We start from the raw sequence: 25,952 nt of genomic DNA, 5'->3' as shown, positions 1-25,952 counted from the left end.
TCAGTTGTTCAGCAATATATGTAGCAGTTCGGTGGCGTGCTGACGAGCCACGGTCATATCCCAACCGGCCAGGGTGCGCAGCTTTTTGCGAATACAGGTTTGTAGCGGTTTGTGAATCTCCGTTTTCTCCTGCCATACCGGGCTGGCAATGGTCTGGCTGATCTCCTGATCGGCAAACAGTGCTTGCGTCCACACGGCGGCGGTTTCGCCATCGTCGTTCAGTTGGCTGCGCAGATAATCAAATACTGCCACCTCGGCCGGGGTATTGAACCCGGCCTGCTGACCGCCCGCTGCTTTGTCCCGCACCTGCTGGCAGAACAGCTCCAGTTGCAGTAGAAACTCCGCCTGCTCAATGCGGTTGGCCTTTTCGTCCGCCAGCAGTTGCTCCAGTGTCTCCTGCAATTTTCCGAAGAAGCCGGGGTTCTTTCGCATACCCACGGCAATGGTGTGCTTGAGCTGGTTTTTCATCACCAGCGCCTGACTGCCTGCGGCCTTGAGCTTGCGCAGGCGTTCCATATCCCCGGCATCCAGAATGGAGACCTCCCGCCCGATCAGGCTGCGTACCTCATCAGCGGCGATGTAATCATCCAGCAGTTGTTGCAGCAGGGCCGACTCCAGCTGACTCAGTGGGCCCTGATAGGCGTCATCGGGCAGGCTTTGGCGCACCGCATCCTTGATCGCTGCCAGCACCTGAAAGAACGGTTTGTAGCGGGCACCCCGTTCATCGGGGAGCACGGTGTCGAGGCGGGCATTAAACGCCTTGAAGGCCGCAAGAAAGTCATCCACCACATCCAGTCGTACGTCCGGGTCCAGGTACTGCTCAGCGTCGCGCTTGAAGGGTTCCGGCTGGTGGATCGGGTCGTGCTTTTTCGGCAACAGGTCCAGCACCTTTTGCAGCGCCGCTTCCAGTTTCGGCAGCTCGCTGTTGATATCGGTCCAGATCTGTTCCGGTTGCACGTCGCCGCTGTAGATTTTCAGGGCTTCGTCCAGGTACTCAACGACACCGTAATAGTCGACAATGTACCCGGCATTTTTGCCTTTGCGGGTGCGATTCACCCGGGCGATGGCCTGTAGCAGGGTGTGCTCTTTGAGGGGTTTGTCCAGGTACAGGGTGCTGACAATGGGCGCATCCCAGCCGGTCAGCAGCATATCGGAGACGATCAGCAGGCCAATATTGCAAAACCGGATGCCCTGGCCATCGGGCGCATTGTCGTCATTCTGGTTTTCGTCGCCGTAGGGTTTTTTGAACAGGGTGTTGACCAGTGCGGGTATCTCATCGCTGGGTACCGCCACCGGCACCTTACCGGCATTGCGCTCAGCCTTGATGCGCTCCTCGATGGTTTGCAGCGATTTTTTATCCAGTTGGTATTTGCCAGCGGCTTCCTGCACCTGATCGGCACCGGTGCGGCTTTCGGTGATAGTGCCCAGGGAGATCACCACCCGGCTCTCGAAGGTCTCCTCGCCATTGGCGGCCCGCTGGGCCATGATCCGGTCGAGGGTGTCTTGATAACGCACCGCCATCTCCCGACCGTTACACACCAGCAACCCCTTGAACCCCCGGGCTTTCACCGACGACAGAAAATGACCGATCAAATGCCGGGTATTGGCCTCGATACGATCACTGGCCGTGCGTCGTTTCTTCAGCAGCGCCTGTTTGAGTTTCGCCTGCCGACCTTCGTCTTCCTGCCCGAAGGTGTCGGTAAAGGCGCTGTCCAGCCGGGCATCGGTGGTCAGCTCAGTCATGCCTTCCTGGTATTTGATGGGCAGGGTGGCACCGTCGGCCACGGCTTCGTCCAGGCGGTAGGTGTCGATATAGTCCCCGGCACCAAACTCCCGCAGGGTGTCCTTGTCGTTTTTGGCAATGGGGGTGCCGGTGAAGGCGATAAACTTGGCATTGGGCAGGCTGGCCCGCATAAACGCCGCCAGAAAGCCGTACTGACTGCGGTGCGCCTCATCCACCAAGACATAAAAGTTGGGCTTGGTGGAGAGCACCAGAAAATCCACCTTTTCCCGGCTGATCTCCTGCCAGAGCGGTGGTAGCGGTATGCCGGTGTCGTCCAGTTTGCCAAAGTTGGCGTTGCTGTCTTCGCAGATAAAATAGTCGCCATCGTCTTCTACCCGGCGGATGCGGGTTTGGTGGTCGGCACTGTCTTCTTCCGGGTCGTGCCGGGCGGCTTTGATGGGTTTGCCGTCGCGCTCCTGAAACTTCTGCACGGTGCTGGTGAAAATGCTGCCGTAGTCGTTGCCCAGCATCTGCTGTAACCCCGCCACCGACGGTGCCTTGAGCGGGTGCAGGCCGATATTGGTGAAGGTGTTAAAAATCTGCCGGTCCAGGTCGGTGCGGTCGGTCAACACCAGAATGCTGGGGTTATTCAGGCCAATACTTTCAGCCCGCAGGTAGCGGGCGAGGTAGGCCATGGTCAGGGACTTGCCGCTGCCCTGGGTGTGCCAGACCACGCCGCCGCTGCCATCCGCGCCAACCACACCGTTGCCGTCAGCCCTGGTGAGCCGTGCCAGCGTCTTACGCACCGCTCGCCACTGCTGGTAACGGGGCAGCTTTTTAAGGGTGCGACCGTCTTCCACTTCAAACAGCACAAACTGGCAGACCAGCTCCACAAAACGGGTCGGCTCAAACAGCGCCCACAGCAGACGGTCCTGTTCGCTGGGTTCCGTGCCAAGCAGCTGTCGTACGATGGCTTCTTCTGCATCGTCCAGCCGGTAGCGAAAGTAGAAGGCTTCCGGTGTGTAGATGGCACCGTAACGGGCCTGACCCCGGTTAATGGCCTGTCTCTTGATCACAAATAGCTACCTTGTTCTATCATTTCTCACTGATAAAACAGGTCATGCTTCCACTTTCTCCTAAACCATGGTCAGAACTAACTTTTGGATGTGCTGATTTGGGCGATACTCGACGTACAAAACGACTTGGTACGCCCGGCATGGGCATGAACTGATGGGGTGAAAGTCCCCTGTGGGAGAACCTACATCTGACTGGCGGTAAAGACGCCTGCTGATGACAACCACTAGCTTAAGGCAAGTGCAGTCCCGCGAGGGGCTGTGCGGAGGCAGTCTGAGTGCAAAGGTGCGAGCCGACGTACAGAAATCGCATATAAGGCTGAGTCTCTGGGCGAGTGAGCCAAGGATCACAAAGCCCTATGGTTCGTGAGACACGGTAAATGCGGCGGTTGTGCACTGAAAGTTCATGTCCTTATCCGGGGAGATCTGTTCAACATGCGATTGGTAATTCCCAGTTCTCAGCCACTGGTTACAACAGGCTCGGCGAACAGGTCTCATCATCCTGTTCGAGCAAACCCGATGGCAACCAATAGCGCCAGCAGAGGTAACTCCGCGTGGTGATTGGACAGAAGTCAGCAGAGGCCATAGTAGCTGTACGACAGAAGCCATTAACGGATGGGAAGTCGTTAGCGAAGGGCCGAACATCGACGACAAAGAGGAGACTGATTCCCTCAAGGCGATGCAGCCGTCCGGCGACTCACCGTACTTGGCGACAGAATCTTTAACCAGCTTTGAACCATGATCTACTAAATTGCGTACTTGAACCGGCTAATCTGGCAAGTGCATGGAAACAGGTCAAAAGCAACAAGGGTGCTCCGGGTATTGATGGAGTCACTATTGAAGCTTATCCAGACTTTGCCAAACAGCATTGGCCTTCAGTGCGTCAAGCCTTATTGGACGGAACCTACCAGCCATCACCCGTGCGCCGACATGTTATAGAAAAGCCGGACGGCGGTGAGCGTTTGCTGGGAATCCCTACCGTGATGGATAGGGTCATACAGCAGGCCATTGTGCAGGTGCTGACCCCTGTCTTTGATCCGGGTTTCTCTCCAAACAGCTTCGGCTACCGACCGGGACGGTCAGCACACGACGGAGTCCGTCAGGTTAAGCAGTTGATCAACCGGGGGCTTCATTACGCTGTTGACGTTGATCTGAGTAAATTCTTTGATACGGTTAATCACGACGTTTTGATGTCGAGGGTCTCCCGTAAGGTCCGCGACAAACGCCTTCTGAAACTGATTGGTAGCTACCTGCGCTCCGGTGTCATGATTGAGGGCAATGTCTACCCGACCAGGGTTGGCATGCCACAGGGTGGGCCTTTATCACCCTTGCTGTCTAATGTGGTCCTCGACGAACTCGACAAGGAGCTTGAATATCGGGGTCATTGCTTTGCAAGATACTGTGATGATTTTGTGATTCTCGTCAAAAGTCAGCGTGCAGGGGATCGGGTGATGCACAGCATTACCCAATTCATTGAACGCAAATTGAAACTGAAGATTAACTCCCGGAAAAGTAAAGTTGTGAAAGCAACAGAAAGCGAATTCCTGAGTTTCACCTTCACAGGGAAGAAAGTTCGCTGGGCCCAGAAGTGTCTGGACCGATTCAAATACCGGATACTCAAGTTGACCAGTCGTCGCTGGGGTGTCTCAATGCAACATCGGTTACGCAAATTGGCACAATATATCCGGGGTTGGATGGGGTATTTCCGGTTATCGGAATATCACCGACCAATTCCCCTGCTGGATCAATGGATACGTCGGCGAATCCGTTGCTGCTTTCTGAAGCAATGGCGCAAGCCGAAAACCCGTTTTAAGAATCTGGTCAGGTTAGGCGTTGATAAAATTAACGCCGCCAAGATCGCAGCCAGCAGCAAAGGGTATTACCGTCTGAGTAAAACCTATGCGGTACAACAGGCACTGAATAACAGTTACCTCGCGAAAATTGGGCTTGTTTCATTGAAAGACTTATGGATCAGGTTTCACCATCATCGTTGAACCGCCCGGTGCGGACCCGCATGCCGGGTGCTGTGGGGAGGGCTGGAGAAAGACCGGCCCTTACCCGATTCAAAGTTGCTGCCGAGCTTTCAGCTCATACCGGTAATTCTTTGTCATCTTCATGCGAAGGTTATACCGCACTGGTAACTGGAGCTTACCGGCTGATTGAGAATGAGGCCGTAAAGCCTGAAGCAATAGCTGAGGCAGGCTTTCAGGCAACTGCCAAAATAGCGAGACAGTCTCGCCTACTTCTGGCTCTCGAAGATACAACAACCCTGGGTTATAAACATGCTGTCAGATCCGAGCTTGGTGATCTTGGAGGTCCTGAAGGCTCTAAAACCAGAGGATTCCACGTCCACTCTGTCTTCTTGGTTGATGCGGATACAGAGCGAAGCATTGGGCTTATTGATCAAGAACGATGGGTTAGAGAGGACGTTCAGCGGGGGAAAAAGAACCAACGTCGTCAGCTACCTTACGAGGGAAAGGAAAGCTTTAAGTGGCAAAGAGCCTCTGAAAACACAGAACAAAGGATGGGGGGTAAAATGCCTGACATCATCAGTGTTTGCGACCGGGAGGCGGATATATACGAATATATGCACTACAAACTGGATAACCGACAGCGGTTTGTTGTAAGAGCTACACAAAACAGAATCCTGGTGGATGGCGAACTCTTATTATTTGATTCCTTAGCTCAGACTGAAGTGTTGGGGAAATATACGATAGTGGTTCCTCAAAAAGGAGGTAGAAAGAAGCGAAAGGCAACGCTGCAGGTCAAAAGAAAGAAGATGACAATACAGGCGCCGCAAAGGCCAGGCGGCAGGCCGGAACCGGTAACTATGAATATTGTGTCGGCTGAAGAGATTGGCAATGACTCCGAAGACCGTTTGCACTGGGTACTATTGACAACTGAAGATATTGAAACATTCGAAGACTGTCGCTCTATCATTCGATTTTACGAGCTCCGATGGCGAATAGAAGAGTTCCATAAGGCTTGGAAATCGGGAGCAGGAGTAGAAAGGCTTCGTCTGCAATCTCCGGATAACATTGAACGACTTGCGGTCATATTAATGTTTGTCGCTGTCAGACTAATGCAAATCCGTGAAGCATTAATGTTACCGAATGACAGGCAGCACAAAGACAGAAAGCTTTGGAGTGAAAAAACACTCGCGAATGAGGTGGTCAGTGATGATGAATGGCAGGTTCTCTGGCTAACCTATGAAAAAAAAGCGTTGCCCGATAAGCCGCCAACAGTCACTTGGCTGCTTCAAACGATTGCTCGGCTTGGTGGTTGGGGTGATTCAAAGCATACAGGGCAGCCCGGCTGGTTAGTGGTATGGGAAGGCTGGGCGAAATTGCAGGATCGGGTAAAAACCTGGCAGATAGCCCGGCAGTTCAGCGCTGGAGAGATGTGATCAAGAGTCAGATTTATGTGGGGGTGCTGAACAGTTACGATCAGGCTTTGAAGGTGCTGGCAGAACTGTTTGACCGAATTGATAAGAATTCGGGATTGATGACCGGGATGAAGCGGCTGTTTGATCGTTATGAGCAGGAAGTAGTGCCGACACTGGGAACCCGCACCCAAAAGGATAAGAAGGAACACCTGAAGCGGTTGTGGCGCAGTTTCGGTCATATGGAGCCGGATCAGATTACAACGGCCATGGTGCAGGCTTATGTGGACCTGCGGGGTAAGAGCAGTCCCAGTCAGGCGAACCAGGAAGCAAGTACTCTGAGCCAGGCACTTAGACGTGCGAGAGTCTGGGGTATGATGAATAGTGCGAATCCGGTGGATGGTATTATCCGGCATCAACTGAAGCCCAGGGAGCGACTGCCGACCCTGGCTGAGCTGGAGGTCTTTAAACACCATGCTTCGCCTTTCATTGCTGCCTATACGGAGCTGAAACTGGAGATCGGCTTACGGCAGGAGGATTTGCTGAATCTCAACATGAAAAAGCATTTCTTTGATGACGGTATTCGGGTGCGAACGGGAAAAACCGGTAAACGGCTTTTCTTTCCCTGGACGGACCACCTCCGTTCAGTGGTAGCGAGAATTCGTTCATTCAATAAGGTGGACAGTGATTACCTGATGTGTGGCCGAGATGGTCTGGCATTAAAAAAAGGAACGTTCAGCGATCGCTGGAAGCAGAGTATGGCGAAGGCATTGTCTGCTGAGGAAGGTCCGTTGCTTGAGCGTTTTCATGAACATGATATCCGTGCCACTCACGCGACGCTGGTGGAGGAGAAGGTGGGGGTAGAGGCCGCATCGACGAATCTTGGGCATGATAATGTGAAGACAACCCGTATGTATCTGCGCAGTAAAAAGTATGAACGCACGGTGCCATTTTCAGAGCTAGTAAACGACAGTGTTTAGGATTTGGTCAGGAAGGGCCAAAAACAGCAAAATTTCACCGTACGATTGTTCCGCAGGCCATTGTAATTGTCTATCAGGAAAAGAAAAAAGGGCGATTATAAAACGATGGTTTTGGGCAGAAGTTTCACCGTGGTGAAATTTTTGACCGTTTCACCGGTCATTTTCAAGGTAGGAGATCAGACAATGATGATTTGTCAAACAGGGAAAATAAGAAATGGCGGAGGGACAGGGATTCGAACCCTGGGTAGGCTATTAACCTACGCTGGTTTTCAAGACCAGTGCTTTCAACCGCTCAGCCATCCCTCCACAGGACTTTTTTCTTTCGCGGGTCGCGTAAGAAATTATGCTGATATGGCGGAGGGACAGGGATTCGAACCCTGGGTGGGCTATTAACCCACGCCGGTTTTCAAGACCGGTGCTTTCAACCGCTCAGCCATCCCTCCGCGACGAGAGAAATACTACCTGAAATCAGAATTCTGTCAACGCCTTGATAAACGGTAATCTTTTTCTATGCTCCCTGCTCAGGGAATCTGAAAGATAGTGAATGATATTGAGGTATGCAAAATGTCAGGAATGGTTAAAACTATAGCCCCAGTAAATTGGTCTGATATAATGTTCTGTATTACATCTATTACAGAGGAATGATAAAGATGGATCGCAAACCCGTAATGACCGCTACTTCCACTGGCCTGGGCGCTGGCGTTGAAATCAACAAGGTGCTTCGCAATACCTATATGCTGCTGGGCATGACGCTGCTGTTCAGTGCTGTCACTGCCGGCGTTGCCATGGCTCTGCAGATCAGCCAGATGACGGCGCTTATTCTTTCTCTGGTTGGTTTTGGCTTATTGTTTGTCGTTAACAAGACCGCTGATTCTGCCAAGGGTATCGTCGCTGTTTTTGCCTTTACCGGTGTGCTGGGTGCAGCATTGGGGCCAATGCTTAACCATTACCTGGGTATGGCTAACGGTCCATCCCTGATTATGCAGGCCTTAGGTGGAACAGCCGTGGTTTTCTTTGCGCTTTCCGGCTATGTTCTGACGACCCGTAAGGACTTTTCCTTCATGGGTGGCTTTCTGATGGTTGGTTTGATCGTGGCTGTAGTTGCAAGTATCGCCCTGATCTTCTTTAACATCCCCGCTGCCAGTATGGCTCTTTCCGCCCTGATTGTGCTGCTGATGTCTGGTTTTATCCTGTTTGACACCAGTCGTATTATTCATGGTGGAGAAACCAACTATATCCGGGCCACTGTTTCACTTTACCTGGATATTTATAACCTGTTCACGGCACTGCTTCACCTGCTGGGTGCTTCCAGTGACGACTGATTTCTAGTTTTTGCTTTTTTCAAGCCCTGCCTTTGGTGGGGCTTTTTTGGGGGCTTTTACAGGTTGGCTGATCATTTCAGAGCCTCCTGTCTAATTTTCAAATATAGGTAATCAAGGTCATTGTAACCGCATGCTTTATAGATGATCCGTTTGATAACCCCATTGAAGGCTTCGATTTTCGCGCTGGTTATACGATGCTGGCAGTATGACAGTAACCCTTCTCTAGCTCTGTCTAACCCCTTGGCGAACTTCTTTAACTCGGATATCCCTGTTTCTTTGGCAAGTGCTATCCAGTTGTCCAGGCACTTTCTGGCACAGGCTTTATATTTGTACGTCCATAGCTGTTTTAGCATATCTTTCAGGATATATGCCTGATTGAGATCCTCATTCATGGCTAACAACTCCTTCAGATTACTTTGCCCTTTTGGTGTTAAATTCTCAGGATTTCTGAACAGGTTAAAGCGTTGCCCTTTGATAAACGGCTTGTCCTCTTCTTCTGCCTGTCGCCACTCCCTGCGCCTGATTTGGTCAATCACATCGTTGTAATTGGCAATAATATGAAACTTGTCGTATACAATATCGGCGTTTGGCAGATGCTCTCTCACTGAAGCCTGATAGCTTCCACCACGGTCAATACCAACGCATTCAATGCTTGCTTTTTGTTCTTCTGTCAGACTGGAAAGGAACCGATCCAGAACTTCTTTCTTTTTTCCTTCACCAAGGAACAGCGTTTCACCGGTATCAGCATTCAGAGCAACGGTTAAAAAATGATGCCCCTTACCAATGGATTTTTCATCGATAAGAAGAGCGCGAATACCATCCCGCTTGGGTGCAGGCAGCATCTTCATGAGCATCTCTTTATCCCAGCGACGAGCGGTGCCGCCAGAGATAGCAATGAATTCAGGAACCTTGTCACATGGCATATAGCGGCATAGATGGCTGACATGCCTTTTAAGTCGCTCTGTTGCTTGAGCTTTAGGTGCAAGCCCCGGAGGCGTGACTGTTTCTATATTACCGCAACGAGAGCAACGCCCTTGAAATGCAGTGAAGAGAAGATTTACCTGAAGAGTCTGCATATTCTGGTAACTCTTGAACACTCATTCTGGTAACACTTGAACACCCATTCTGGTAACACTTGAACACCTATTCTGGTTTCTTTTGAACACTTGTAACTGTTCAGCACCCCCACATAAATCTGGAATTTTCTGATTTTTATACCATCCTCTTAAGCACCATTTTTCCACAATATTCGCCAGCATGATTCCAGAACTACCCGCAACTATGTCGGCTGAGATTCTCTTGAAAGAGAATGCAGAGCTGCGGATGAGAGTTGCCTGTCTGGAAGAGCGATGTCGAGAATTGGAAGAAAAGGTTGGCAAGAACAGTCAAAACAGCAGCAAGCCGCCATCGTCTGATGGTTATCAAAAACCTTGTAAAAACAGTAATTCTCCAGATCATTCTGACGACCTTTCCGCAGATAAAGGTACCGATCCATCGGATGAAAAACCCAATCCTAAAAGTCTGAGACAGTCTTCTGGTAATAAAGCCGGTGGAAAGAAAGGGCATCAGGGCACTTGTCTTAAACAGGTCGATATCCCTGACTATATTGAGTACCTTCCGGTTAAAGAATGCAATAAATGTCAGGCGTCTCTTCTTGATAGTGAGCCGGTCAAATATATTGAACGACAGGTGTTTGAACCAGGGAGACCGGGTGAATTTGAAGTAACGGCCCATAGAGCTGAAGTAAAAATCTGCACTTGTGGTTGTCGGAATCAGGCTGAATTCCCGGAAGGTGTTACCGCTGCCGCACAATATGGCTCAGCCACACAGGCTATGGCCGTCTATCTTAACCAATACCATTTCCTGCCTTTTAAGCGCGTGTCAGAGTATTTTAATACTCTCTATAAAATGAGTGTAAGTGCAGGCACTGTCGCCAATTTTGTGGCCAGAACCTATGAAAATCTGGCTTCTACTGAAGAGGTTATTCGTGACGCCTTGCGGGAATCGTCTGTTGCCGGAGCCGATGAAACGGGTATGCGGGCCGAGGGCTCTTTGCACTGGCTACACGTTATGCGGGATGAACAATGGACGCTCTACTACTTGTCTGAAAAGCGAGGTCGTGAGGCCATGGACACGATGGGCATACTGCTAACATTTGCAGGCGTTCTGGTTCATGATCATTGGAAATCCTATTTTGCATATGCGGCAACTCACGTACTTTGCAATGCCCATCACCTGAGGGAGCTTTTGGGTGTTGTTGATAGGGACAGCAATCAACTGGCGTTGCGATTGATGAAGCTACTGAGGCTTTCCTGGCATTACTGCAAGGGCTTTAAGACCATAGGTATGCTACAGATGCCAAGTGTTGTCTGTGAACGAATCGAGAAGATTTATGACCGGTTGCTTCAGCGGGCTCTAATGAAAGAAGTCGTCTATATGGAGAAGCAACGAGAGGAGCTTAAGCGCAAGAAAGTCAAGAATACTAAAGCTTACAATCTCTTCAAACGACTCACTGAGTTCAAGGCTGAGACACTGCGCTTCATGTCAGATTTTACCATTCCCTTCGATAACAATGGCAGTGAGCGGGATGTTCGAATGGCCAAGTTAAAGCAGAAAATCTCAGGCTGCTTCAGGAGTGCAGACGGTGGTTCTATGTTTGCACGGATTCGCAGCTATTTGTCGTCTGCCAGAAAACAGGGAATGGACATATATCAATCACTTCATAGAGCTGTTCGGAATTACTGTAATATGCCTTTGCTCAGTGCTGAATAGTTACGAACACTTTTTGATGATTTCCAGAATCACCGTTCAAGCTTCCAGAAACGCTGTTCAACAGACCATAAACCGGTCTAATACAGCTAACAAATATCTTCTTATGCATTGATTTTCCATAACTTTGGCCGTTCTTATCTGTACCAAGAGAGGGAACCGGCCATGACAGAAAACAGGATTACCATGCGTAAGCTACTAGAAATACTCCGGATGCGGTTTGGCAGCCAACTCAGCTTCCGACAAATTTCCCGCAGTGTACGGGTCAGTGTGGGGACGGTATCCAACTACGTTAAGGCCTTTCAGGAATCGGAATTAAGCTGGCCCCTGGCAGAGGATATATCTGAGCCTGAGCTTATTCAGGCGCTGTTTCCCGATGCCTCGATAGCCAATCGAAAAGGGTTGATTGATCCTGACTGGGCTGAGGTGCATCAGGAACTGAAGCGCAAGGAAGTGACCAAACAACGACTCTGGGAAGAATACTGTCAGGCCCACCCCCTCAATGCCTACAGCTATGCCCAGTACTGTCACCGTTACAATCAGTGGCGTGGTTGTCAAAAGCGATCTATGCGACAGCTGCACAATGCAGGTGAAAAGTTATTTGTTGATTATGCCGGGCCAACCATGCCAATCATCAACCCGGACACCGGCGAAATTGCCCACAATGCCCAGATATTTGTGGCAGTGCTGGGAGCGTCCAACTATACCTACGCTGAAGCGACTCTGTCACAAAAAACAGAGGACTGGCTGGGGTCTCATGAACGGGCCTTTGAGTTCTTTGGTGGGGTGCCAGAAATTGTTGTGCCAGACAACCCAAAGTGCGCAGTTATCAAAGCCTGTCGGTACGAGCCGGATCTCAACCCATCATACCAGCACCTGGCTTGTCACTACCAGGTGGCAGTCATTCCGGCACGCCCCTACAAACCCAAAGACAAGGCCAAAGCAGAAGTCGGTGTACAGGTAGTGGAGCGGTGGATACTGGCCAGGCTTCGTCATGAAATGTTCTTTACCCTGGCAGAGCTGAACCTGCGGATACGTGAGCTGTTAATCGAACTGAACCTGAAGCCCTTTAAGCAGTTGCCAGGAACGCGACGTAGTGCGTTTGAACAACTGGATGAACCAGCCCTCAAGCCACTGCCGAAGCAATCTTTTGTGTTCGCTGAGTTTATCAAGGCCCGGGTGAATGTGGATTATCATATTATCTGCAAGGGGCACGCCTACTCGGTTCCCCATCAGCTTGCCAGGCAGGAAGTAGAAGTACAGGCGACTGAGCACTGCGTCACGATCTACGCTAACGGTAAAGTGGTGGCCAGCCACGCTCGCAAGCACACACGTGGATTTACGACGTTAGCAGTTCATATGCCGGAACGACATCGTCACCATCAGGATTGGACGCCTGAGCGTTTACTTAACTGGGCTAACGACATTGGTCAGGAAGTCTATTGTTTTATTCAATCACTGCTGGATAGCAAGGAGCATCCTGAACAAGCCTATCGAGCTTCATTGGGGCTGCTAAACCTGCAGCGGGAATATGGAACTGAACGACTCAACAACGCCTGCGCCCATGCCAGGAACATCGGGGGTTATCGGTTAAAAAATGTCCGATCAATCCTCCAGTCAGGCAAAGACCTGATGCCATTGGAGCCACAGTTAAAACAAACGACAGGTCCCTTGCATGATGATCACGAAAATATTCGTGGCGCTATTTGCTATCAATAACCGGAGGCGAACATGATCAATGAAACACTGGCTCGCCTTAGGTCACTGCGACTGACCGGAATGGCAGATGCCCTCAATCAACAGCTGGACCAGCCGGGCACCTACAGTAGCCTTAGCTTTGAAGAACGACTGTCGTTGCTTACTGAGCAGGAAGAAACAGAGCGAAACAATAAACGTCTGGCTCGGCTGCTCAGAAGCGCCCGGTTTAAACTGGCTGCCCGGATACACGACATTGACTATGAACACCCCAGAGGTCTCAAACAGAACCAGATGGCCAGCCTGTCTGGAGGAGGCTGGCTTGACCGGTACAGGAACCTGTTGATCACCGGACCTTGTGGTTCCGGTAAGAGCTACCTGGCCTGCGCCCTTGGGCACATGGCTTGTCTGAAAGGCTACAGTGTCCGGTACTATCGGATGTCCAGGCTACTGGATGAACTGATCCTTGCCCACGGTGATGGCAGCTACAGCAGGCAGTTGAAACAACTGGCAAAAGTAGACTTGCTGATTCTGGACGACTGGGGCCTGGAACCACTGACGCAGCAACAAAGGAACGATCTGCTGGAAGTCATGGATGACAGGCACGAGCAAGGTTCCACGTTGGTTACCAGTCAATTGCCCACCCGGAAGTGGCATGCCAGCATTGGTGATGAAACTCTGGCCGACGCCATTCTTGACCGGCTTATGCACAATGCCCACCGGATTGAACTCAAAGGCGAATCCATGCGCAAAAAGCTTGGAAAATTGGACGCAGTTGAACACCTGGTCTAAAAATCACACTGGGCAATGTGTAAGGAGTTCAGGGTGTTCAAATGAAACAGAATAGGTGTTCAAGTTAACCAGAATACGCAGAGTCCCCAGTGGCAGATCCTGAACGCTTCGATCGTTTGTCTTCATCTGCCCCATAGGTGTTTCGCACTTACTACATCTGACGTGTTGTATACGGCCATCCCGACGGAGATGGACAAAGGCATGTTTGATATTCCAGTCAATATCAATTCGCTCGATTACCCAGCCAGGAAATGCGAACATAGGACGAAGTGATGGGGTTGCAGACATGTCTGATCCTTCAGAAGTTTTGATCCTTACAAATCAATCTTCCTCTGAAGGCTATTTCTGTTGCAACCCCTCACTTTTCATCCGCCAACCTGTAAAAGCCCCCTTTTTTGTTTGTGGAGTAGTTATAGTTTTCCGGAGACATAGACACGGGGTAAGTTCTCAACAAGCGCTGGAAGCAGGATAATTTCGGTCAGCCGTCTATCCTCTCAGCATGGCTTTTTCAGAACACCAGCAGCTACAACCTGAAGATCTACTGAGATTCATCACTCCGAGTTTCTGGTAATTTTTTAAGATAACAGCGAATAATATATATGTGCGTATTGCTTTACCATCCGGTCGACAGTAAACAGCTTTTCATAACGAACTCTGGCGTTTCTACCAAGCTGAAAAGCCAGAACTGGATTATTCCAGAGAGTGAGCATTGCCGCTTTTAAGGCGGTGGGATTAGAGGGAGGAACGACCAGGCCTGTCTCATGATCAACATTGATATAAGTAGTACCTGTGCCGATTTCACTGGAGATAAGAGGCTTGCCATACATAGCACCTTCAACCAGGGTGATGCCGAAAGCCTCTGACCTAAGATGAGAGGGGAATACAACGCTTAAGCATAATTCTAACAAGGCACATTTATCTTCATCAGGCAAAGCACCCAAAAAATAGATGTTTTTCAGGTTTAGCTGCTGTGCTTGTATCTTCAGTTCCTTTTCAAGGGAACCAATGCCAACAAGAACAACAGGTAAATCAACACCTTTCATAGATTCCAAAAGAATATGGAGGCCTTTGTAATATCGGAAGGAGCCAATAAAAAGGAAAAAAGGGGAGGTGATAGTTTGTTGCCACTTGAGTTTTAGGAGATTTGATGCAGGAATTGCAGCATGATCATCTATGCCTACCGGAATAACATCAACTTTCTTTTTTATATTTTTCAGTACGCAGCTGGTATTTAAGTAATTTGAAGAGGTAGCGATGACTCGATCAACACTCTTGAGAAAGAAGTACATTAATGGTTTATAGAAAAAATAAAGATATTTTTGTTTCACAATATCGGAATGATAGGTAACTACGGTCGGTTTTTTTATCCTGTTAACAAAGTGAACAACATCCATAAATGGCCAGGGAAAATGATAGTGAATAATATCAGCATTATCAGCAAGCTCTCTGAAGTCACTGAAGACTGAGTATGAAAAACCCGTCGACGCCAGGTAAAAGTCAAGATTAGAGCGATGTACCAGATGGTTATTAACTCTCTGATTTCTTGCACATCCATTTGAACTTAATGACAATACCTCGGATTGAACACCCTGCTTAAGCCCATTCTCCGCCAACTGAAAGATCAGATTTTCAACTCCACCATAACTATCAGGGTAATAGGTTTTAAAAAAATGTAATACATTCATAACCGCTACATCGAAAACTGAAATTCAGGTTTTAAATAGATGTGGGAAATGATTCTTAAGTTCAACTTGTGCCAGTTTATAGGATTCAGGTGTACCAATATCAATAAAATATTGCTGTGAATGGAACAGGCGAAAATTATCTTCTCTACTTAAAGTGCTAAAAACATCATACTCAATAGAAAACGCATTATCAGGAGGAAATCGATCCAGCATTCTTTTAGGTAATATGTAAACACCCGCACTGATTGTTCCAAGGCCAGTTTTGCCTTTTTCGGTAATTTTTGTTATCAGGGAACCTTCATACTCAATACGACCATAGCGGTGAGTATTATCTACATCATAACCAAAGATAACGGGTGCTTTATATTTATCAAAGAACAGAGAGGCGGCATCTACATCCATATCAAGAAAACTGTCACCATTCATCACCAATGCATAATCTGTAGACATTTTTTGGGTAGCAAGCTTAATGGCGCCACCAGTACCTAATATTTTATCTTCAACAACGAAAGAGAGTGATGGGGAAAATTTCTTGTTTTGAAAATAATCAATGATAGCCTGGGCCCTGTACCCTAAAGATAAGATAATATGCTGAATTCCCTCAGACTCAAGGGCATGGATCAAAATTTCAAGAAATGGCTTACCAGAAATGGGAGCCATTGGCTTTGGAATATCCCCAATCTCTGATCGTAAACGGGTGCCTAAACCCCCAGCTAATATAATAGCTTCAGAAATCATAACGATTTATCTTTATCAAACATCTTAGCTTCCACAGCGCCACATAAAATATGACCTAATAGTAGATGTCCCTCCTGAATACGGGGAGTCGAATCATGAGGGACTCGTAAAGTAATATCACACCGTTCAACCATTGCCTTACTTTCAGGCTTTATTCCCGTAAGGCCGATACAAAAGATATCTCGAGCGCGGGCAACATCCAGGGCTTGTAAAATATTGGGGGATGTTCCAGAGGTGGAATAGGCTATAAGTACATCACCCGGGTTACCAACGGCTTCAATTTGACGTGAGAAAATAACTTCAAACCCATAATCATTGCCAATAGCGGTTAACGCAGAAGTATCTGTGGTTAATGCAATGGAAGGTAGGCCAGGGCGGTTGAACATAAAACGTGATACAAATTCAGCAGACATATGTTGTGCATCGGCGGCACTGCCGCCATTTCCTGCAAACATCACTTTTCCATTATGCTCAAAACAATGAATGATTTTACCCACTGCCAGGTTTAGTGCCTGAATAAGCACTTCATCATCCTGTATTTGAGCAATCAGGGAATAATGTTGGGCAAGGCTCTGTGAAATGTAATCAATACTCATTGGTTAATCGTCCAGCATTGAGAGCCTTCATAACAGAACTGGCAGTTACTGGTCCAGCCACCATTTTCTTTTAACACCTCAACCACCGCATTTTTACGCTCAGGTTTGACAAAGAGCATCATAAAACCTCCCCCTCCTGCACCGGAAATTTTTCCACCCAGGGCACCGGCTTCCATGGCTGACTGAAATACGGAATCAATCATCGGATTTGATATAGACTGAGCCGTTTGTTTCTTGCTCTCCCAGCTTAAATTCAAATGGTCTACAAACTGATTGAAATCACCTTTGAGCAAGGCTTCCTTCATGGTTAGCGCAGATTCTTTGATACTGTGCATGGCCTCAATGGACTTGGTTTCACCATTCTGGATCTTCTCAACCTGTTGATCAATAATCGAACCGCTTAATCTGGACTGGCCGGTGTAGTACAGGATCAGTGATGCCTCAAGCTCACAAACAATCCACTCTTTGATCCGTAACGGATTAACCAGCACCCGGTTATCTGCATAAAACTCCATAAAATTAAAACCACCAAAAGTGGCTGAATATTGATCTTGCCTGCCCCCATGTAAATTACAATCTCCCCGTTCTATGGAAAAGGCCAGATGAGCGATCTGATAGTCATCAAGGCCGGTACCAAAATACTCATCAAAACACTTGATCATGGCAACCACCAAAGTTGATGAAGCGCCGAGACCGGAGCCAACAGGGGCATCGCAGTAGGTAGTAACCTTTACAGTAATGGGCTGGTTGTTATTGAATTCACCAATCGTACGATTATATACCGCTTTATGTAAATTCAGGGTACCATCCATTGGAAATGGAAAAAGATCTCGCGGTATTGATACATCAATAGCTCGATCCGTTGCAACAAAATTAATATTACTGTCTTCTATTTCTTCAATGGTGCAGTAGGCATAACGTTCTATAGTGGCATTTAGAATATAACCGGTATGAACATCAGCATAGGGGCTTACATCTGTTCCACCTCCAGCGATGCCTAATCTTAACGGTGCTCGGGATCTTACTAATTTGGTCATATCGATATTACCCTTTCGGGAACAGCTATCCTGACACGGAGGGCCTGACACAGCGCAAATAAAAGAATTGAAAGATTTTAAGTCAATAAAAAAGCAAATAGTTGATGTAGTTTATAATTGAACTTATTTAGTTTTTTCTGCTCGACTTTAGAGTCTGTATAAAACGATAATTCGGTCAGCTTTTTATAGTGAAGCAAGCCGAAATCAGTGAACTGTTTTTCCAAGTTCGTTATTACTTCCGTTTTTTGCCTAAAAGCCTTTAGTTATGCTGCTTCTGAATTATCCGGTATTAACTGGTCGATCAGATCGCGAAAATTGAACTCATATTTTTGCTTATATCTGTTCCAGCCCTTGCGAATAGAGAACCTCGGAATAATTCCTGAAAGAGCAATTTTCATCATGCCTGCAGTGGTTGTATCCGGGCTTCTCCAGGGTATCCGAGAAATATTCAGACATGCCTGATTTTTACAAACGGTTAATAACTGCAATAATGCATAGCCTGCCATTTTCAAATGCATCCATCGAAGCAGTGTTCGCAATTTCTGCTGCCATAAATGGCAACAGCCAAAAGCATGTTTGAGTTGGTGAAACATTGGCTCTACCGGCCATCTCCGGGAATAGGCACGAAGCACCTCCAGTCCCTCAAGTTCCGGATTGGTCGAGATGAATATTCTGCTTTCGGTCAGACCTTTGTCATTTTCAAAGCGACTCCAGACGACGCGTACTTCACGACCTTTAAGGAATCTGGCGCGACAGATCAGGGTACGATAACGTATTTTGCGAAATTTGCCGTACATCCATACTGTTGCTTTTTCTTCCGGCAGTTTCTTAACCTGTTCTGTCGTCATCTTGATGCCGTACTTTTTTGGGCGCCCTCGCTTCTTTACGGTGGGTGCTGGCGGCAAAGCATAGAGGGCCCGATTTGAAGGTATCTGACCAACAACTTCTATGTTCATTTCCAGAGCTGGCTTTATCAGTGTCCAGTTCATATACCAGCAATCGGTTAGCAGGCGTAGCACTCGATCCTTCACTTCATTGCGTACCACCCTGAGCATGGCCACGGCAATTTTCAGTTTGCTGGTGTTACCTGAAGCTGGTGTCGGAAATGAGATCACCGGTATGGCGGTAAATACTTCATCTGCAGCCCGCTCAAATATGATGGCCAGGGAAACCCAACACTGCCCCCAGATGTACGTCGGCCGATTGCGTTTCTTGCTGTGTTGATGATGTGTACGACAAGCAGGGGCTTTGTCGGAAAACCGTTCGATTACCCAGTCATCAAGCCCCAGGACCACAGGTTGATTCTCAGGAGCTTTGGAGCAGACCAGACGGATCAAGTGGCGTGCCAAGTTCTTCCATTGCCACTTGCCCTGAGATAGCCAGTGGTGGTAGCTGCTCCACACACAATGAAAATCAATTGTTAACAACGCCTGTGTAACAAAGCCGTCGGCTGAAAGCATGCAACCGAACAGCAGTTCGCAGAACGTTGGTACTGCAGTTGATGATAGCGCTCCAGCAAGAAAGGTTGTATATGAAGCGAGCTCCCTGAGGATTACTTGATGATCTGAAGTGAGCATGGCAACCATCTCGAATTTCGTCATTGGGGATGGTTGCTTTTAGCAGATTATGCGCCGGAACTATTGTGCTCTTAAAACTCTAAAGTCGAGTTTTTTCTGGCAAGATCCTGGTTTTCACAATACCAATCCCATGTTTCTTCGAGAGCTTTCCTTAGACTCCATTTTGGCTTAAAACCAATACTATCTAGTTTTGACAAGTTATAGCTTCTATAATCTTGTCCGCTGGGTTTTTTCCTGTCCCATTGATAAGAATTCTTCATGTTTGCAATATCAGCAATGTATTCAACAATTTGTTTAATTGAGTATACAGAACCACTGCCAATATTAACCGGACCTGAAAGATTCTGCATTATATCAATGGTAGCCCTGGCTGCGTCTTTTACGTAAAGGAAGTCACGTTTAGCACTACCGTCACCCCAAACATCAACACACTTACCTTGTATTTTCGCGTCGTAGAATTTTTTAATAAGAGAAGGTATAACGTGACCAAATTCTGTATCAAATCTGTCATTGGGGCCAAACAAATTACAGGAAACCACGTATGCCCAATCCAGATCATAACTCTCTTGATAAGCTTCACACATGGCAAGCATTGCCCGCTTGGCCTGGGCATAACTGTTTTCACTTTCGTGAGGGCGTCCGTTGAAAATCATATCTTCCTTTAATAGAAGTGAAGGAGATGGATAAGGGTAGACACAACCAGTTCCCATAACGGTTATCTTTTTAGTACCAGCCAAATGTGCTCCCTGAATAACATTGGTGTTAATCATAATATTTTCATAAAATGACTGAGCTTTGTTACACATATTGCCCATGATGCCATAGACTTTTGCTGCACAATGGAATATATATTCAGGCTTATGGTATTGGAACAGCTCTAATGTTTCTTTTTGCTTTGTCAAATCGCACTGAGATCTTTCAATCGGGACAATATTTTTCCATCCGTTATTACTTAGTAAGTTTAATAAGTTATAGCCAACTAAACCGTTTGATCCAGTTAATAATATCTTCCTATTTTTAATCATCATTTTCAATTTATACCTTATATAAAAAAATCAGTATACGAGTGTATTTGTAGATTATTGATAAGAGGTTGTTCTTAGTTTAATGCAATAAAAAGCTTCAGTCTTTTGAATATTTTTTTAGAGAGTGTTTCGATGTTTTTTTTTGATGATAATAGTTTGCAAATTAAAAACAAGAAACGTTTTATAATAGATAGAAGCTCTCTCTCTATTGATCGCTCATAGAAATTATTATGTTTCGAATCATTAATCATAGAGAGTATTAGGGATTGATGATATTTAGATATTTTCTCAATTAAGTCATGTTCTTTAGTATTCAAATACCAAAATGAATTTTCCTTGGCTCTTCTAGTAACAAGACAATCATTGATTTCTATTGTGGGATAAATCTTTTTATACTTGTCAAATAAAGTTTGATTTAAGAATAGTATGTTATTGTATAAATCAAAATAGGAAATAGTGACTCCAATTGATTCTGGTTTTATTAATTTTATCCACACAGAAGATAGCTGACTTTCAGATAGTTTTTTTCCTGCTTTTTTTCTTTTTTGAACTAATTTATCGTTTAAAAGATAATTTCGATTGTTAAAAACATTTCTTAATGTTTTCTGTAAGTCTGTTTGCAAAGACTCAAAACAAGCTCCTAATAACATATAATGAGAGAAACTATGGAATGAAGGCGCAAAATTCTTGCTATCAACCCAAAATATATTATTTTTAGTGTCTATATAATCAAGAATTTCAAGAAGAGGTGGGATTGATGATGTTACCACTGGTAACCCTATACTAAGCGCTTCAGCTATTGTAGTAAAATATCCTGTAATTTTTTGTGGGAATACATAAGCATCAAATGATTTGAAAATATCTTCTATTTCATTTTGTGGAAGATGGCCTTCAGTTATGGTGATACATGATTTTGATTTCTTCGAATTAGCTATAGCGGATTTTATCTCTCTACGCATTAATGAATCTGGTATTCCTGTTAGATGAAGATGTAGCTCGATATCTTCATTTGATTTAAATTCATTAGAAAATGCATTAATCAAAAGTGGTACATCTTTTTTAAAGTCCACAGTTCCGATAAAACCAAATTTAAATACACGGTTGTTGATTTTCTTAGAGTATAATAGGTAATCTTCATTTATAACTAAGCAGTGAAGTCCAAAACAGCATATTTTAACGCCATAGTAGATTAATGATTGGGCAATAAATCTTGATGGAGTCAGGCATATATCGAATTTATTATTTATGAAGTCAATCCAGTGCAAAGGTGGGATTGTGCCATCATAAACGCAATAGTAACCTCGGATATGTCCATTCCTTTTTGAAAAATTTAGTCGTGTATACTGGCATACATCATAGTTATTTGGAATTATGTGTGTATAAAACACAAAATCATACTGAAAATAAAAATCTTTGCTGTTAGCAGGTTTGAATTCACGATTATTCATCAAAGTTAAATAATCATTTTCAGCAGACTCATGCACTATCACATCCAAGAAAATATTAATAGATGAATCGTTTTTAAGTGTATGCAGAAATGATAAAGTGTGTCTCCCCAAAGGAGTGTATGAAAACTCACCTGATATTAAAACGTTTATATTGTTTATTTTATTATATTTTATTTTGTAACAATTAATCTCATCGGATGTTTCTTTCATACTATACCTATTAGTTCTAAGTCATCAAACCAAGCATCAATTAAACTGAATTCTGATTCAGTTACGATTCTATAAGGTTTGAATATTTGGTAGCATTTCTTCATGCTTTCTTTAAACTTTGTCTTTTTGCTATGTATTTCAGTTTCGTTAAGCTCTTGGCATATTTTTTTGATGTAAGAATACAATCTCACTTCTTGGCGAAAATCATCTATCAAAGAGTGATAGTTACGACTCTGATAGACTGTGGCTGAATGAATCATCATTGATAAATCAAACTCTTTTAAGATTCGTTGAATAACAAAAGATCGGACAATATCAGCTTCTCTAAACATTGGTGTTGCAGGATGGTACATCAGCGGAAAGAATTCTTTGAAGAAACTAGTGTTTTGAGTATTGAATGAACACCACGAATTTTTGCTTAATGCTATTTTTCTATTTTTGTGTTCAAACTGAAATGGAAGATCTAATATCAACCTGTATATCGCATCCACATCTGGTTCCCCATCAACTAGTCCATTTTGGATAGGACAATATTTTTTTTCAATATTTAAATAATTGAAATCAGTGAGATCTCTTTGGATATCTTCAAGGCTAAACCCACGCGGCCATATTTTTTGGTTTTCCGTAAAATACCTATAAATATTAATAAACCCTTTTTCATGAGTCATTCTAACGTCAAATGTATGTTCGCGATCTTTAAAAAAAATATCGTATGGTAAATTATCATCATCTGTTTCGACAATAACATCTGCTCCCATTTCCATTGCTTTAAGGTAAGCCAGATTCTTTCTGCAATAATTTCTCGTTGGGGCCAGTTTCGCATAAGAGTAACTGCTAGATAGCTGATCAATAATTGAGTAAAATGTTAATGATTCGGAACTGCGTATTGGCTTTGATATAGTGTCTCCTGCAATAACACATTGCCAATTATTTGCTTCAACTCCGGTACGAATCTTATCTAAGACGGGTTGCTCACCGTGAATTGATGTAAGAACCAGTATATGTTTCAATTTTTTATCACCTTGTTAAAAAGTATTTTTTAAGATTTACCTGCTCTCGCCAATAGTTAAGTAGGTCTTCCATTGTTTTTTCAAACTTTATTGTTGGCTCCCAACCTGTATGATTTTTGAATTTATTAGTATCAGGTACTTGAAGGTCCGCATCGATTGGCCGCAATCTTTCAGGTTCAGTTTCCACATCAATGGGAGAGTATTTCGCTAGGCCAATCAGCTTTGAGAGCATATCACGTATTGAGAGTGTGAAAACACCACCAATATTGTAATATTCACCAGGAGTAGGGTTGATAGTTAACATCATATAATAAGCACGAACAGCATCCCTTACATCTGCCCATGTTCTTAGTGAGTCGAGATTGCCAGTTTTAACAACAGGATCAATCATGCCTGCTTCAATCATTGCTATTTGTTTCGCAAAGCTACTCTCTGCAAATATATCTCCCCTTCTCGGCCCGGTATGTGTGAACATTCGAGTTGTGATTACGCACATACCATAAGCTTCTGCATAATATCGGCCAATCAGATCTGTACCAACCTTTGAAATGGCATAGGGAGAAGCAGGGTGGAATGTACACTCTTCATTAATTGGTAGCTTGTCACTGGAGACGCGACCAAAGACTTCTGAACTTGAGCAAATATGAATGATAGCCTCTTTGCTGTGTCTTCTAAGTGCACCTAGCAATCTTTCCGTTCCTTGAATATTGGTGTCCATTGTGTCCAGTGGGCTATCAAAGGAAGTTTTCGGATAACTTTGGGCTGCTAAATGAAATACATAATCCGGAAGTGAAATTTGAACAGCATGGTCTATGGACATGCTATCTCGAAGATCTGCATATAGCAGATGTATGCGATCACCGTTATTTATACGTTTAATATGTTGACGTATATTGTCTAGCGAAGATCTCCAACGTAAAACCCCATATATTATCCAGTCTGTTTGATCAATTAAATAATCAAGCAGGTGAGAACCAACCATGCCTGTTATACCTGTAATAAGCACCCTGGTCATATGGGTACCTCATTTATGCCAAGAGAATCAATGTAAGTTTTGATATTTGAAGAAAAACTATAACCTTCAAACTTAATTTCATATGCACTTTGAAAGTACAGTGCATCTTTAATGGCAGAGACCATGCTGGCATCTGAGTTTACATCAAATAAAAAAGGTTTTTTATTTAAGAAATAGTTTAATTCTGTGATTAGAGCTGTATCTGAAAAAATAACCCTTTTACCATATTGGATAGCAAGGCTGGCAATCCCACTACCTGACTGTTCTGTTTCCAAATAAGGGATAATTACTAAATCAACATTCTCTATTAATGTTAGAAAAATATCATCTTCGGGTGCAGTTAAAATATAATAACCTTTGTAGTGTGTATCTTTACCATATAATTCATTAGATACTAACCATGAAGCATTATTTTTATCATTTAATTTACCATAACCTTGATTCGTTGGATGGGTTGATCCGGCTATTACTAAATTATAATCTTCCCTTTTTGCAACTCTCGCCACTTGTAGAAAGTTTTTGTAATGGGATACAAAACCAAAAACGCCTATTACCTTGTTATCATTATTAAACCTTTCTTTTAGTATGATATTATTCTTAGATTTGATATTTTCTGGCCATAAAATTGGATGCACAAAAACTTTAGCATCTCTACGAATTCTTGCTATTCTACTTCTCTCTCTATTTGTATGAACAATAAATACAATTTTTTTTTTACATGCTGTAATTATTATTTCTTTGTAACTTTTATAAATGTTTTTTTTTACATAATTCATTAAAAGATTATCAGTAAGATTTTTGAAACCATGGATTTTATAGCTTTGATATATTGTTTTTATTATGTTAGGTGTTTCCTCTTCAACTCGGTGCATTGTTATTGATTTTATTCTATTTGTATTAATCATTTTTTGGACAAGTGCTGTGGCCAATTTTGGTGTTGGTCCATATAGACTCAGCTCAAGCTGTAGGTTAACAGCATCAAATGATTTTAATTTTTCAATAATTTCTTTGATATTTTTTGAATTATGATTTTTCTGTAGACTGACAGGTATTTCTATGGGCTCTATATCATAATATTCCTGAATCCCATCAATTATTGCTTTAGTGTAAGTTGCATTCCCACACATTATATTGAATGATGATATGATTCCAAGTTTTATCATAAGTCTGAAATATCTATAGTTCCACACTCAAGTCTTACAAAACTATTGCAAAATTTTTTTAATAATTCCATGTTATGGGATGCAAAAATTAAAATTGAAGAATTATTTATATGCTCAGTTAGTTTTGATTCTGCTCTATTCCTGAAGCTATCATCACCCACACTAAAAAATTCATCCATTACTAAAATATCAGGCGTACTTACAGTCGATACTGAAAACATTAACCGCATCAACATTCCTGATGAGTAAGTACGAATTGGTAGTGATAAGAAATCCTGAAGCTCTGAAAATTCTGCAATACTTTGGGTTAATGATTGGGATTCATTATCTGTTATATTTTGCAGTCGCAATAAGCGTTTTATATTGTCGTAACCTGATAATTCAGGCTCCATACCTGCTCCAATTTCTATTAATGGAGCAATTGACCCTTGACGTTTGATCGTACCGGAGGTTGGCTGATAAATTCCGGTTATACATCGAAGCAGGGTCGATTTACCAGCTCCATTATGACCAACTATGCCAATGCGATCACCACTTCTAATATCCAAATTGATATTAGTTAGTGCTCTAACTACTGTATTTTTTCGTGAGTTTATGGCTATCCGTCCACCTGTAGCCATACGTAGCAAATGATGCTTTATTGAAGTGCTTTCTGTATTGTATAGAGGGTATTCCAGAGAGACACTTTCAAGCTTGATAAAGGTCATTCCTG

The 25,952-nt window shown here is 44.7% G+C and carries 22 protein-coding genes and 2 tRNA genes; 7 read left to right on the top strand and 17 right to left on the bottom strand.

What is annotated here, in order from left to right; translation table 11 throughout:
- Entirely contained in the window at nucleotides 1–2,799 is a 2,799-nt protein-coding gene (locus MJO57_RS17365) for a type I restriction endonuclease subunit R (RefSeq protein WP_252017490.1), read from the bottom strand.
- A gap of 728 nt (nucleotides 2,800–3,527) precedes the next feature.
- Between MJO57_RS17365 and ltrA the strand changes: the two genes are divergently transcribed.
- Genes ltrA through MJO57_RS17345 form a run of 3 tightly spaced genes read left to right on the top strand, consistent with a single transcriptional unit; the run spans nucleotide 3,528 to nucleotide 7,158 of the window.
- Nucleotides 3,528–4,790 (top strand): group II intron reverse transcriptase/maturase, encoded by a 1,263-nt coding sequence (ltrA, locus tag MJO57_RS17355; RefSeq protein ID WP_252017357.1) that lies wholly within the window; start codon nucleotides 3,528–3,530, stop codon nucleotides 4,788–4,790.
- Entirely contained in the window at nucleotides 4,787–6,202 is a 1,416-nt protein-coding gene (locus MJO57_RS17350) for an IS4 family transposase (protein WP_252017488.1), read from the top strand. The genes ltrA and MJO57_RS17350 overlap by 4 nt, the downstream gene beginning before the upstream one ends.
- Before the next feature lie 53 nt (nucleotides 6,203–6,255).
- Nucleotides 6,256–7,158: a tyrosine-type recombinase/integrase gene (locus MJO57_RS17345; RefSeq protein ID WP_252017487.1), complete on the top strand. Its 903-nt coding sequence runs from the start codon at nucleotides 6,256–6,258 to the stop codon at nucleotides 7,156–7,158.
- Between the two features lie 215 nt (nucleotides 7,159–7,373).
- Here MJO57_RS17345 and MJO57_RS17340 read toward each other — a convergent pair.
- Together MJO57_RS17340 and MJO57_RS17335 are read right to left on the bottom strand one after the other, a co-directional pair.
- Nucleotides 7,374–7,464: transfer RNA gene (locus MJO57_RS17340), tRNA-Ser, on the bottom strand.
- Nucleotides 7,465–7,510: 46 nt separating this feature from the next.
- A tRNA-Ser gene (locus tag MJO57_RS17335) sits at nucleotides 7,511–7,601 on the bottom strand.
- Nucleotides 7,602–7,808: 207 nt separating this feature from the next.
- Between MJO57_RS17335 and MJO57_RS17330 the strand changes: the two genes are divergently transcribed.
- The gene (locus MJO57_RS17330; RefSeq protein WP_252017486.1) at nucleotides 7,809–8,480 is read left to right on the top strand and encodes a Bax inhibitor-1/YccA family protein; all 672 of its coding nucleotides are present in this window, start codon (nucleotides 7,809–7,811) and stop codon (nucleotides 8,478–8,480) included.
- A 71-nt stretch (nucleotides 8,481–8,551) separates the two neighbouring features.
- Here MJO57_RS17330 and MJO57_RS17325 read toward each other — a convergent pair whose 3' ends face one another.
- Nucleotides 8,552–9,577: an ISL3 family transposase gene (locus MJO57_RS17325; RefSeq protein WP_252017485.1), complete on the bottom strand. Its 1,026-nt coding sequence runs from the start codon at nucleotides 9,575–9,577 to the stop codon at nucleotides 8,552–8,554.
- A complete protein-coding gene (locus tag MJO57_RS17320) occupies nucleotides 9,578–9,739 on the bottom strand; it encodes a hypothetical protein (protein ID WP_252017484.1) in 162 nt (53 codons plus the stop codon).
- Between MJO57_RS17320 and MJO57_RS17315 the strand changes: the two genes are divergently transcribed.
- The 3 genes from MJO57_RS17315 (at nucleotide 9,738) to istB (ending at nucleotide 13,736) form a co-directional block, all read left to right on the top strand.
- A complete protein-coding gene (locus MJO57_RS17315) occupies nucleotides 9,738–11,252 on the top strand; it encodes an IS66 family transposase (protein ID WP_252017330.1) in 1,515 nt (504 codons plus the stop codon). The two genes, MJO57_RS17320 and MJO57_RS17315, sit on opposite strands and share 2 nt — an antisense overlap.
- A 162-nt stretch (nucleotides 11,253–11,414) precedes the next feature.
- Nucleotides 11,415–12,968 carry an IS21 family transposase gene (istA, locus tag MJO57_RS17310; RefSeq protein WP_252017310.1) on the top strand — a complete coding sequence of 518 codons (1,554 nt, stop codon included), beginning with the start codon at nucleotides 11,415–11,417 and terminating at the stop codon, nucleotides 12,966–12,968.
- Between the two features lie 12 nt (nucleotides 12,969–12,980).
- Nucleotides 12,981–13,736 carry an IS21-like element helper ATPase IstB gene (gene istB / locus MJO57_RS17305; protein WP_252017309.1) on the top strand — a complete coding sequence of 252 codons (756 nt, stop codon included), beginning with the start codon at nucleotides 12,981–12,983 and terminating at the stop codon, nucleotides 13,734–13,736.
- A 3-nt stretch (nucleotides 13,737–13,739) separates the two neighbouring features.
- On the opposite strand, the gene MJO57_RS17300 is transcribed toward istB, so the two are convergent.
- From MJO57_RS17300 to MJO57_RS17245, 12 genes are all read right to left on the bottom strand, one after another.
- Nucleotides 13,740–14,024: a hypothetical protein gene (locus MJO57_RS17300; RefSeq protein WP_252017483.1), complete on the bottom strand. Its 285-nt coding sequence runs from the start codon at nucleotides 14,022–14,024 to the stop codon at nucleotides 13,740–13,742.
- 287 nt (nucleotides 14,025–14,311) lie between these two features.
- Nucleotides 14,312–15,421 carry a glycosyltransferase gene (locus MJO57_RS17295; RefSeq protein ID WP_252017482.1) on the bottom strand — a complete coding sequence of 370 codons (1,110 nt, stop codon included), beginning with the start codon at nucleotides 15,419–15,421 and terminating at the stop codon, nucleotides 14,312–14,314.
- A gap of 24 nt (nucleotides 15,422–15,445) precedes the next feature.
- Nucleotides 15,446–16,159 (bottom strand): nucleotidyltransferase family protein, encoded by a 714-nt coding sequence (locus tag MJO57_RS17290; protein WP_252017481.1) that lies wholly within the window; start codon nucleotides 16,157–16,159, stop codon nucleotides 15,446–15,448.
- Nucleotides 16,156–16,755 (bottom strand): SIS domain-containing protein, encoded by a 600-nt coding sequence (locus MJO57_RS17285; RefSeq protein ID WP_252017480.1) that lies wholly within the window; start codon nucleotides 16,753–16,755, stop codon nucleotides 16,156–16,158. The genes MJO57_RS17290 and MJO57_RS17285 overlap by 4 nt, the downstream gene beginning before the upstream one ends.
- Nucleotides 16,752–17,792, bottom strand: a complete 1,041-nt coding sequence (locus MJO57_RS17280; protein ID WP_252017479.1) for a GHMP kinase — start codon at nucleotides 17,790–17,792, stop codon at nucleotides 16,752–16,754. Before MJO57_RS17280 ends, MJO57_RS17285 begins: the two co-directional genes overlap by 4 nt.
- A gap of 263 nt (nucleotides 17,793–18,055) precedes the next feature.
- Entirely contained in the window at nucleotides 18,056–19,393 is a 1,338-nt protein-coding gene (locus MJO57_RS17275; RefSeq protein WP_252017304.1) for a transposase, read from the bottom strand.
- 47 nt (nucleotides 19,394–19,440) lie between these two features.
- Nucleotides 19,441–20,397 (bottom strand): NAD-dependent epimerase/dehydratase family protein, encoded by a 957-nt coding sequence (locus tag MJO57_RS17270; protein ID WP_252027057.1) that lies wholly within the window; start codon nucleotides 20,395–20,397, stop codon nucleotides 19,441–19,443.
- A gap of 71 nt (nucleotides 20,398–20,468) precedes the next feature.
- Nucleotides 20,469–22,052: a glycosyltransferase gene (locus tag MJO57_RS17265; RefSeq protein WP_252017478.1), complete on the bottom strand. Its 1,584-nt coding sequence runs from the start codon at nucleotides 22,050–22,052 to the stop codon at nucleotides 20,469–20,471.
- On the bottom strand, nucleotides 22,049–23,062 hold the full coding sequence (locus MJO57_RS17260) for an STELLO glycosyltransferase family protein (protein WP_252017477.1): 1,014 nt from the start codon (nucleotides 23,060–23,062) through the stop codon (nucleotides 22,049–22,051). Before MJO57_RS17260 ends, MJO57_RS17265 begins: the two co-directional genes overlap by 4 nt.
- Nucleotides 23,063–23,069: 7 nt before the next feature.
- A complete protein-coding gene (locus MJO57_RS17255; RefSeq protein WP_252017476.1) occupies nucleotides 23,070–24,077 on the bottom strand; it encodes a GDP-mannose 4,6-dehydratase in 1,008 nt (335 codons plus the stop codon).
- Nucleotides 24,074–25,240, bottom strand: coding sequence for a hypothetical protein (locus MJO57_RS17250; RefSeq protein WP_252017475.1), 1,167 nt, complete (start codon nucleotides 25,238–25,240; stop codon nucleotides 24,074–24,076). The genes MJO57_RS17255 and MJO57_RS17250 overlap by 4 nt, the downstream gene beginning before the upstream one ends.
- Nucleotides 25,237–25,947: an ABC transporter ATP-binding protein gene (locus MJO57_RS17245; protein WP_252017474.1), complete on the bottom strand. Its 711-nt coding sequence runs from the start codon at nucleotides 25,945–25,947 to the stop codon at nucleotides 25,237–25,239. Before MJO57_RS17245 ends, MJO57_RS17250 begins: the two co-directional genes overlap by 4 nt.
- Between the last annotated feature and the right edge of the window lie 5 nt (nucleotides 25,948–25,952).

Source organism: Endozoicomonas sp. SCSIO W0465, from assembly GCF_023716865.1.
GTDB lineage: Bacteria > Pseudomonadota > Gammaproteobacteria > Pseudomonadales > Endozoicomonadaceae > Endozoicomonas.
The sequence above is the reverse complement of the archived record's forward strand: the minus strand, read 5'-3'. Positions and strand labels throughout refer to the sequence as shown.

Bases quoted from the DNA above. Each gene is read 5' to 3' on its own strand.
- MJO57_RS17330 (WP_252017486.1), top strand. From the start codon at position 7,809: ATGGATCGCAAACCCGTAATGACCGCTACTTCCACTGGCCTGGGCGCT.
- MJO57_RS17315 (WP_252017330.1), top strand. From the start codon at position 9,738: ATGATTCCAGAACTACCCGCAACTATGTCGGCTGAGATTCTCTTGAAA.
- MJO57_RS17320 (WP_252017484.1), bottom strand. From the start codon at position 9,739: ATGCTGGCGAATATTGTGGAAAAATGGTGCTTAAGAGGATGGTATAAA.
- istA (WP_252017310.1), top strand. From the start codon at position 11,415: ATGACAGAAAACAGGATTACCATGCGTAAGCTACTAGAAATACTCCGG.
- istB (WP_252017309.1), top strand. From the start codon at position 12,981: ATGATCAATGAAACACTGGCTCGCCTTAGGTCACTGCGACTGACCGGA.
- MJO57_RS17300 (WP_252017483.1), bottom strand. From the start codon at position 14,024: ATGTCTGCAACCCCATCACTTCGTCCTATGTTCGCATTTCCTGGCTGG.
- MJO57_RS17295 (WP_252017482.1), bottom strand. From the start codon at position 15,421: ATGAATGTATTACATTTTTTTAAAACCTATTACCCTGATAGTTATGGT.
- MJO57_RS17290 (WP_252017481.1), bottom strand. From the start codon at position 16,159: ATGATTTCTGAAGCTATTATATTAGCTGGGGGTTTAGGCACCCGTTTA.
- MJO57_RS17285 (WP_252017480.1), bottom strand. From the start codon at position 16,755: ATGAGTATTGATTACATTTCACAGAGCCTTGCCCAACATTATTCCCTG.
- MJO57_RS17280 (WP_252017479.1), bottom strand. From the start codon at position 17,792: ATGACCAAATTAGTAAGATCCCGAGCACCGTTAAGATTAGGCATCGCT.
- MJO57_RS17275 (WP_252017304.1), bottom strand. From the start codon at position 19,393: ATGACGAAATTCGAGATGGTTGCCATGCTCACTTCAGATCATCAAGTA.
- MJO57_RS17270 (WP_252027057.1), bottom strand. From the start codon at position 20,397: ATGATGATTAAAAATAGGAAGATATTATTAACTGGATCAAACGGTTTA.
- MJO57_RS17265 (WP_252017478.1), bottom strand. From the start codon at position 22,052: ATGAAAGAAACATCCGATGAGATTAATTGTTACAAAATAAAATATAAT.
- MJO57_RS17255 (WP_252017476.1), bottom strand. From the start codon at position 24,077: ATGACCAGGGTGCTTATTACAGGTATAACAGGCATGGTTGGTTCTCAC.
- MJO57_RS17250 (WP_252017475.1), bottom strand. From the start codon at position 25,240: ATGATAAAACTTGGAATCATATCATCATTCAATATAATGTGTGGGAAT.
- MJO57_RS17245 (WP_252017474.1), bottom strand. From the start codon at position 25,947: ATGACCTTTATCAAGCTTGAAAGTGTCTCTCTGGAATACCCTCTATAC.